The organism is Microbacterium sp. C23T (assembly GCF_053345975.1).
Genome location: NZ_JBKFBD010000029.1, coordinates 64110 through 70442, shown reverse-complemented (window position 1 = coordinate 70442; position 6333 = coordinate 64110). Strand labels below are relative to the sequence as shown.

The window sequence follows — 6333 nt, the reverse complement described above, 5'->3', positions numbered from 1 at the left end:
ACGTGTTACTCACCCGTTCGCCACTGATCCACCAAGCAAGCTTGGCTTCACCGTTCGACTTGCATGTGTTAAGCACGCCGCCAGCGTTCATCCTGAGCCAGGATCAAACTCTCCATAAAAAAATGATGCCCACCAGAAACCGGGAAAACAGTTCACTAGCAGACGAGTTCAATCATGACCAAAAACGAATATCAAACTGACATCCATGAATTGATCCAAAAAGACCCCCACCAACCAGAAAACCGGTCGACAGAGAAAAAAATTGGCATTTGACAAGTGCACGCTGTTGAGTTCTCAAAGATCGGACGCACCCGCATTCCGGCTTCACAGCCATCACCGCAGGGCAACTTCACTATCTTATCCCATCAAAGCTGTCCGTCAGACCGACCGGAGCGCTTCGCGCGGGAAACCCATCGTCCAGCACGCGGAGCGTCTTGGAGATGATGGGGCGGTTCGTTACTTGAGGGGAGCCAGACCCTGAGGCCTTCCGCTCTACCCTTTGGGGCGAACAAGAAGACTCTACCCCGCGGATGCGGTTTCGTCCAAATCGACGCCCTGGACGGCTGCTCGGCCCCCACGGAGACCCCGCCAGACGCCGGATCCCGTCACGATCGAACTGGCCCCAAACGCAGATCAGCCCCGCACGAAGCGGGGCTGATCTGGCGAAGCTGGCGGTGACGGTGGGATTTGAACCCACGGTAGGGGGTTACCCTACACAACTTTTCGAGAGTTGCACCTTCGGCCGCTCGGACACGTCACCGCCGACAAGCTTACGACACGTCGGCGGATGCTGCGAATCGAGCCCTCTCCCGCGGTCTCAGCCGAGCTCGATCGCCCCGCGGATCACGTCCACCACACGCTCCGGCTCGTCGATCCCGACGGCGAACACGTACGTCGCCGTGAACCCGATGCCTGTGAGCGACTCGGCGATCCCCGCCAGGTCCGCCGGCGTCGACTCGGGCGTGATCGCCACCATCGCGGTCTTCTCGATGTCGTCGTAGTCGCGCCCGACGTCGTCGCAGTGGCCGCGGAGCACGTCGAGTTTGTGCGTCGGCAGCTCGCCGCGCACGCCGAGGTTGCACGCATCCGCGTATTGGGCCACCAGGCGGAGGGTCTTCTTCTCGCCGCCACCGCCGATCAGCAGATACGGATGCGGGCGCGTGATGCTCTGCGGGGAGTTCAGCGTCCGCTCGAGCTGCCAGATCGCACCTTCGTAGGGCTCGTCCGAGTCCGACCACATCTGCAGGCAGATCTGCAGCGTCTCCTCGAGCTCACGGAACCTTCGGCCGACCGGCGGGAACGGGAAGCCGAGCCCACGACACTCCTCCTCGTTCCACGCAGCGCCGAGTCCGAGACCGAAACGACCGCCCGACAGCACGTCGAGCGTCGTCACCTGCTTCGCCAGCAGGGCGGGGTGCCGGTAGATCACCCCGGTGACGAGGGCATGGAGCATCGCCTTCTCGGTGTGGGCGGCGATGAACCCGAGCGTCGCGTACGCCTCGAGCATCTCGTGCTCCACCGGTCCGAGGCCGGGCAGCTGCCAGAAGTGGTCCATGACCGTGATGCGATGGATGCCGGCGTCCTCGGCATTGCGCACGTGCCGGGCGAGCGCCGGGCCGAGCTGCGCGGCGCCGCTGCGCCAGGTGAAGTCCGCGATGTGGATTCCGAAGTCCATGCGCATCTCCTGTTCCGAGCGATCGGATCGACTGCATCGTCAGGTTAGTCGCCGCCCGCGAGGGTGCGGGCCGGCCGAGCGCATCCACTTCGACGGCGACGGCCCCCGTGTCGCCGGGGCGGTCTAGCGTGGGGATCGTGACCGACGAGCACCCGGGCGAGGCGCCGACATCCGTCACGGGCCGCATGGCAACGACGCAGCGGTATGTGCTGTGGATCGCGGTGCTCGCGTCGTTCGTGGCCTTCCTCGACGGCACGATCGTGAACGTCGCCCTGCCGGCGATCAGCGAGGAGCTCGGCGGCGGCATCACGACGCAGCAGTGGGTCGTCGACGCGTACCTGATCACCCTCGGTGCGCTGATCCTCGTGGCGGGATCCGTGAGCGACGCATACGGGCGGGTGCTGGTGCTGCACATCGGGCTCATCGGGTTCGGCATCGCCTCCCTCGCGATCGCCGCCGCCCCGACCGCCGAGTTCCTCATCGTCGCGCGGGGGTTCCAGGGCGCGGCCGGCGCGTTTCTCGTGCCGAGCTCGCTCGCGCTCATCACGTCGAACTTCAGCGGCTCGGCGCAGAGCCGCGCCATCGGCATCTGGACCGCCATGACCACGTCCGCGATGATCGTCGGCCCGCTGCTCGGCGGCATCCTGGTCGACTTCGCGTCGTGGCGGTGGGCCTTCCTCATCAACGTCGCTCCGATCGGCGTCACCCTCGTGCTGCTGGCGCGCGGCGGTTTCCGCGACACGCGGCATCCGGGTGCCTCGATCGATTGGCTCGGCGCGACGCTGTGCACCCTCGGCCTCGGCGGCATGGTCTACGCCCTCATCGAGCAGCCCACCCAGGGCTGGGGGTCCCCCGCGATCTGGCTGCCGCTCGTCCTCGGCGCGGTGCTGTTCCTCGCCTTCATCCTGCGGCAGCGCACGGTGCGGCATCCGATCCTGCCGCTCGATCTCTTCCGGGTGCGCAACTTCTGGACCGGCAACGTCGCGACCACCTTCATCTACGGGGCGCTGGCACTCAACGGACTCGTCGTGGTCGTGTACCTGCAGGAGGGCGCGGGACTCCCCGCGACGCTGGCCGGGCTGGCCAGCCTGCCGATGACGATCCTGATGATCCTCTTCAGCTCGCGCGTCGGGTCGCTCAGCGGGAGGTGGGGTCCGCGGTTCTTCATGACCGTCGGACCGATCACGATGGGGATCGGCGCTCTGCTCCTCCTCACCGTCGGCACCGACTTCTCCTACTGGTGGCAGGTGCTGCCGAGCATGATCGTGATGGGCGCTGGCCTCGCGCTCACGGTGGCTCCGCTCACGTCGGCGATCCTCGGGGCCATCGGCCCCGAGCGCTCGGGCATCGCCTCCGCCGTCAACAACGCGGTGGCGCGCGTCGCAGGGCTGATCGCCATCGCCCTGCTCGCCACCATCGTCGGCGGCGCCCTCGACCTCGATGGCTTCCACCGGTCGGCCATCGTCACGGCGGTGCTGATGATCGCCGGCGGGATCACGTCGTTCTTCGGGATCCGCAATCCCCAGCGCGCATCCGACGGGGCATAGACCCGGCGATCCACGCTGGCTCGCAGCATCCGTCGACTGCAAGACTGGCCGCATGGCCGTCATCGAGAACTCGAAAGTCACCATCGTCGGAGCCGGCAGCGTCGGCTCGAGCGCCGCGTACGCCGCGCTCATCCGCGGTTCCGCCCGCCATGTCGCCCTCTACGACATCGCCACGCAGAAGGTCGAGGCCGAAGTGCTCGACCTCGCGCACGGCACGCAGTTCACCGGGACGAGCGACATCATCGGCGGCAGTGACCTGTCGGTGGTCGAGGGTTCGCACGTCGTCGTGATCACGGCCGGCGCGAAGCAGAACCCGGGTCAGACCCGCATCGAGCTCGCCGGCGTGAACGCCGGGATCATGAAGAAGATGATGCCGCAGCTGCTCAGCGTCGCGCCCGACGCCGTCTACGTCATCGTCACCAACCCCTGCGACGTGCTCACGGTCCTCGCTCAGGAGGAGACCGGCCTGCCGCCCGAGCGCATATTCGCGTCGGGCACCGTGCTCGACACGTCGCGTCTGCGCTGGAAGCTCGCCGAGCGCGCGGGCGTCTCGACCTCGAGCGTGCACGCGTACATCGTGGGCGAGCACGGCGACACCGAGTTCCCGCTGTGGTCGAAGGCGACGATCGGCACGGTCCCGATCCTCGAGTGGGTCACGCCCGCCGGCGACCGCATGTCGGTCGAAGAGCTCGACCAGATCGCCATCGACGTGCGCGACGCCGCCTACAAGGTGATCCAGGGCAAGGGGGCGACGAACTACGCGATCGGCCTGTCGAGCGCGCGCATCATCGAGGCCATTCTCAACGACGAGCGTGCGGTCATGCCCGTCTCGCCGGTGCTGCGGGACTTCCACGGCGTCGACGGCGTGGCGCTGTCGGTGCCGTCTGTCGTGAGCGCGGCCGGTGCCGCGCCGATCCGAGAGACGCAGTTCGACCACCAGGAGCTCGAGCTGTTCCACGCCTCCGCCGCGGCGCTGAAGGAGGTCGCCGACTCGCTGCGCGGCTGAGCCCGGTCGACGCCGGCGGATCGGATGCTGCGGGCCGCAGCATCCGTCCTTCCCGCGAACAGCGGGGCTCGCGGGCGATGTCGCGGGCCGGACGTAGGCTCATCGCATGCCCGCTGCCCGACGCCCGACGCAGACAGCCCCCTACCGGTGCACCGAGTGCGGCTGGACCACGCTCAAGTGGGTCGGGCGCTGCGGCGAGTGCCAGCAGTGGGGCACCGTGGTCGAGGCCGCCGAGCAGACCGGCATCCTCCGCTCGGTGACTCCGGTCTCCCCCGGTGCGGGGCGCGCGGCGCAGCCGATCACGCGCATCGACACGTCCGACGCGCCGCGGCGCACCACGGGCGTCGGCGAGTTCGACCGCGTCCTCGGCGGTGGTCTGGTGCCCGGAGCTGCGATCCTGCTGTCGGGCGAACCGGGCGTCGGCAAGTCCACGCTGCTGCTCGAAGTCGCCGCGCAGTCCGCCCAGGCGGGGCGGCGCGTTCTCTACGCTTCGGCCGAGGAGTCGACCGCTCAAGTCCGGCTGCGGGCCGAGCGCACCGGCGCTCTGCACGACGAGCTCTACCTCGCGAGCGAGACCGACCTCGCGACGATCCTCGGGCACGTCGACGAGGTCAAGCCCGACCTGCTCATCGTCGACTCGGTGCAGACCGTGTCGTCGGCGCTGTCGGAGGGCATGGCGGGGCATCCGTCGCAGGTGCGCGAGGTCGCCGCCACGCTCATCCGCGTCGCGAAGGATCGTGGGCTCCCGACGATCATCGTCGGCCACGTCACGAAGGACGGCTCGATCGCCGGTCCTCGTATCCTCGAGCACCTGGTGGACGTGGTGTGCCAGTTCGAGGGCGATCGGCAGACGTCGCTCCGGTTCGTGCGCGCGCTCAAGAACCGGTTCGGCCCGACGGACGAGGTCGGATGCTTCGACATGACCGGCGCCGGCATCGCCGAGGTGCCCGACCCCAGCGCGCTGTTCCTCGGTCACGGCAGCACCGAGCCGGGTACGTGCGTGTCCATCGCACTCGAAGGTCGCCGGGCGCTCCCCGTCGAGGTGCAGGCGCTCACGATCGACAGCAAGTCGGGCAACCCGCGGCGCATCGTGAACGGCGTCGATGCGGCGCGCGTCGCGACCGTGCTCGCAGTGCTCGAGAAGCGGATGAAGATCAAGACCTCCGACCAGGACGTCTACGTCTCGACGGTCGGCGGTGTGAGGTTCGCCGAGCCTGCGGCTGATCTCGCCATCGCGCTCGCCGTCGCGAGCGCGGTCGAGGGCTGGACGATTCCCCGGCACATCGCCGTCGTCGGCGAGCTGAGCCTGGCGGGCGAGGTGCGGCCCGTCACCCAGGCCGCGCAGCGACGCAGCGAAGGCGCGCGACTCGGCTATCGCGATGTCATCGACCACCGGTCGGGATCCCTCGGAGGCGCCGTCAGCGACGTGCGGGTGCGCTCGAAGGGCCGACCCGGCGAGGACATCCCCGAGTTCTGAGCCGCGGCGACGCCCTCAGCGACCGCGAGGCCGCCGGCGCCGCCCGGGATCGGCGAACCCCAGCACGATGGGGATCACCAGTCCGGCCGCGCAGACGATTCCGACGAGCAGGTACTCCACCCGGCGAGTCTGCCCCGCACCGTCGCGCCCCCGCGGACTTTCGCGCGGAGTGTCCGACTTCCGCGATCAGGCGTCGAGCGCGGCGATGAGGTCGGCGGGCGAGGCCTGCAGCGGGTGCGGACCGGCGATGTCGAAGAAGACCGTGGTGATCTCGTCCTCATGCGCGCCGAGGAAGGCGCGCAGCCACGTCGGCGACTGCAGCGCAACGCCCGGGGGCAGTGTCTCGGGCTTGTGGGCGGCGTCGCTGAACAGCAGCAGCGCGATGTCGCCGGTCTTCGCGTCGCGGTAGGTCCACACCTCGCCGACGTCGAGGGGGTTGTCACGGTGACCGGGCCGCATCAGCGGGACGACGGTGGGGCCGTGGCGCAGCGCGAAGGCGACCGCGGCCATGTCCTGCGTCTGGAGCGCGTCGCCGAGCTGGGTATTGCGGAAGTCCGCCGCTCCGGCCTTCTTCACGCGCTTCTTGCCTGCCACCCGTCCAGCGTAATCGCCCGACGCAGCGGTAACG

At 68.7% G+C, this 6333-nt stretch carries 5 protein-coding genes, 1 tRNA gene and 1 rRNA gene; 3 read left to right on the top strand and 4 right to left on the bottom strand.

Annotation, left to right across the window (positions count from 1 at the left end; all coding sequences use genetic code 11):
• The 3 genes from ACLBXX_RS16125 to ACLBXX_RS16115 all read right to left on the bottom strand — a co-directional run.
• Positions 1-119, bottom strand: a 16S ribosomal RNA gene (locus ACLBXX_RS16125); the annotation flags it as partial.
• Between the two features lie 550 nt (positions 120-669).
• Positions 670-760: transfer RNA gene (locus tag ACLBXX_RS16120), tRNA-Ser, on the bottom strand.
• Positions 761-817: 57 nt separating this feature from the next.
• A complete protein-coding gene (locus ACLBXX_RS16115; RefSeq protein ID WP_447658861.1) occupies positions 818-1675 on the bottom strand; it encodes an LLM class F420-dependent oxidoreductase in 858 nt (285 codons plus the stop codon).
• A gap of 185 nt (positions 1676-1860) precedes the next feature.
• On the opposite strand from ACLBXX_RS16115, the gene ACLBXX_RS16110 reads away from it, so the two are divergent.
• The 3 genes from ACLBXX_RS16110 (at position 1861) to radA (ending at position 5705) form a co-directional block, all read left to right on the top strand.
• Positions 1861-3222: an MFS transporter gene (locus ACLBXX_RS16110; RefSeq protein ID WP_447658862.1), complete on the top strand. Its 1362-nt coding sequence runs from the start codon at positions 1861-1863 to the stop codon at positions 3220-3222.
• A 52-nt stretch (positions 3223-3274) separates the two neighbouring features.
• Positions 3275-4228 (top strand): L-lactate dehydrogenase, encoded by a 954-nt coding sequence (locus ACLBXX_RS16105; RefSeq protein WP_447658860.1) that lies wholly within the window; start codon positions 3275-3277, stop codon positions 4226-4228.
• 106 nt (positions 4229-4334) lie between these two features.
• Positions 4335-5705 carry a DNA repair protein RadA gene (gene radA, locus ACLBXX_RS16100; RefSeq protein ID WP_447658859.1) on the top strand — a complete coding sequence of 457 codons (1371 nt, stop codon included), beginning with the start codon at positions 4335-4337 and terminating at the stop codon, positions 5703-5705.
• A 186-nt stretch (positions 5706-5891) separates the two neighbouring features.
• Here the strand turns inward: radA and ACLBXX_RS16095 are convergent, their stop codons facing one another.
• Positions 5892-6299 (bottom strand): dehydrogenase, encoded by a 408-nt coding sequence (locus ACLBXX_RS16095; RefSeq protein ID WP_447658858.1) that lies wholly within the window; start codon positions 6297-6299, stop codon positions 5892-5894.
• Between the last annotated feature and the right edge of the window lie 34 nt (positions 6300-6333).

What these genes read in the sequence shown, in the direction of transcription:
- ACLBXX_RS16115 (WP_447658861.1), bottom strand. Translation starts at nt 1,675, where the DNA reads ATGGACTTCGGAATCCACATCGCGGACTTCACCTGGCGCAGCGGCGCC.
- ACLBXX_RS16110 (WP_447658862.1), top strand. Translation starts at nt 1,861, where the DNA reads ATGGCAACGACGCAGCGGTATGTGCTGTGGATCGCGGTGCTCGCGTCG.
- radA (WP_447658859.1), top strand. Translation starts at nt 4,335, where the DNA reads ATGCCCGCTGCCCGACGCCCGACGCAGACAGCCCCCTACCGGTGCACC.
- ACLBXX_RS16105 (WP_447658860.1), top strand. Translation starts at nt 3,275, where the DNA reads ATGGCCGTCATCGAGAACTCGAAAGTCACCATCGTCGGAGCCGGCAGC.